We start from the raw sequence: 2,036 nt of genomic DNA, 5'->3' as shown, positions 1-2,036 counted from the left end.
CTAACAACTTCATTAACTCTTGTGGTTCGAAGCTGATTTTCTGAAATCGTAAATTTTTCAGGATAAATCGAACCAATCAAATCTCGTGATTGTGACCAATCCCCGACATCATAGAATTCATTGAGCTTCAAAAGGTTCCCTACACCTACTTTTAACAAATCATCAATATCATCTTCATCAACATTGATACCTGATAATTTCAATTCCAATCTATTAATTACAGCTCCGTAATCAGACTTCATATCCCTATAATCCGAAGCATCAATCTGCTGGGTCGCTAATAAATCCCTAGCATGTGAAAGCCTTTTTTCATAATCTTTAAGCTGGGCTATTATTTTAAGCTTTTCTTCAGATATTTCTTTGGTCTGCTCTCTATAACACTCTGATAAAACAGTAATATAAAGATTTTTTATCTCAGGTATAGGAACATACTGTTTTAAATCACTTAGAAATATATCATTAGCCGTATCAGAATTTATTCTGTATTTACAGCCTCCACTACAATGATAATAAGGATAATATTTAGTGCGCCCTTTGGAAATACTTGCTGTTAATACCTTTGCACATTCTGGACAGGTAAAAAATCCACGTAGTGGAAACGGCTTAGTAGTAATTGCTTTTGGCAAATATGTTTTTGATCTTCCGTCAAGTATGTCCTGCACTTTATAGAACAAGGTCTGCGATATTAAAGGTTCATGCTGACCTGTTACATAGGTGAGATCTTCATCTTTATATTTTGGAATTACTATCTTACCACAATAAAGAGGATTACGAATAGCTCTCCAAAAATTATTTTTACTTGCTTTAAGACCTTTTTCTTTTGCCATGCAAAGAACCTGTTCTGTATTAAAAATCCCTTTTGAAAGCTCTTCAAAGGCCCATTTCAAAATAGATGCCTCAGGCTGGTCAAATGCAATATACTTAGTCCCGTCTTCTTTAACCTTGTTAACATATCCCGCTGGAGCGTATCCCATATAACGCCCCTCTTTCCTTGCTCTACGCATACCATGAAAAGTATTAAGTGCCCTTCTATCATTCTCTACCTCAGGAGCAGCAAGATAAAAAGCGAGCATCATTTTATTCTCTGGAATAGTCAAATCAAGTGGCTGTTCAATACCTTGCGGCTCTACACCAAGTTTCCTGAGGATATTTATCATTTGATAAGCATCTCCGGCATTACGGCTGAACCTATCCCATTTAGTGAATAAAACAAGATCAATTTTGTTTTTGTGCTTTTTTAAATTTTGCAAAAGCTTATTCCATTTGGGTCTGTTAAAAGTCTTTGCCGAGTGATCTTCATAAATCACGTCTCTTATCTCAATGGAGTTAATTTCACAATATTTACGCAGTACTTCTTCCTGATTTCTTTGAGAATATCCTCTGTCTGCCTGTTCATCTGTACTCACTCTTACATATAAGTCTGCTATCATTTTCATCCTCTTGTTTTTAAATACTTAGTTACTGTAATATTTGCTAATTTACGCAAAAAATCCAAAATATTCCCGGCTTGTTCAAGCGTTACATCCAGTCCCTCAGACCTTAACACTTCCAAGGCTTTCTCCGGTGTGATTTTTCTTGTCTCATTTACCTCTTCATTGACTTCTTTATTTTCCATATTACTTTGCTTAACGTTCATCATCCTTTTCATTTTTCTAATTATCTTGACAACACTAAGATAATGAAATTGTTTTTATAATTTTATATTTTATAAAAACTTTATATGTATATTTATACCGATTTTAAGTATTATAATAATCTATAATCAGCTGCAGTCTAATTTTAAAAGATTAAACTCCAAAATCTCGTAAAAAAAGCATGAACAAACTATCAAAAATAAGCTATAAAACCTACTTCAACGAAAAGCTGAAGCAAGTTCCTTTGGGCAAAATCATGACACATCCCTTGTATGTACAGATAACTTTTGAAAGAAAGACGCTATTTTTTAAGAGTAATTTTTTTGAATTGTTTTCAAAACCAAAGTACATTATAGCTGCTGCGGGACTCGTAGGAAGTCCGTCTCTTGAAAAAATTATTGC

Annotated in this window: 3 protein-coding genes; 1 reads left to right on the top strand and 2 read right to left on the bottom strand. The window is 33.8% G+C overall.

Features of this window, described 5'->3' with window-relative positions; genetic code table 11:
* Together EV142_RS23930 and EV142_RS23925 are read right to left on the bottom strand one after the other, a co-directional pair.
* Positions 1-1,436, bottom strand: a 1,436-nt coding sequence (locus EV142_RS23930; RefSeq protein ID WP_132038366.1) for a recombinase family protein, incomplete at its 3' end; no start/stop codon positions are given.
* Positions 1,433-1,615 (bottom strand): hypothetical protein, encoded by a 183-nt coding sequence (locus tag EV142_RS23925; RefSeq protein WP_132038365.1) that lies wholly within the window; start codon positions 1,613-1,615, stop codon positions 1,433-1,435. The genes EV142_RS23930 and EV142_RS23925, both read right to left, overlap by 4 nt.
* Before the next feature lie 200 nt (positions 1,616-1,815).
* Between EV142_RS23925 and EV142_RS23920 the strand changes: the two genes are divergently transcribed.
* Positions 1,816-2,036, top strand: a 221-nt coding sequence (locus tag EV142_RS23920; protein ID WP_202978524.1) for a hypothetical protein, incomplete at its 3' end; no start/stop codon positions are given.

This window comes from Flavobacterium circumlabens, from assembly GCF_004345565.1.
Lineage (GTDB): Bacteria > Bacteroidota > Bacteroidia > Flavobacteriales > Flavobacteriaceae > Flavobacterium > Flavobacterium circumlabens.
This window is presented reverse-complemented; position numbering and strand designations above follow the sequence as displayed.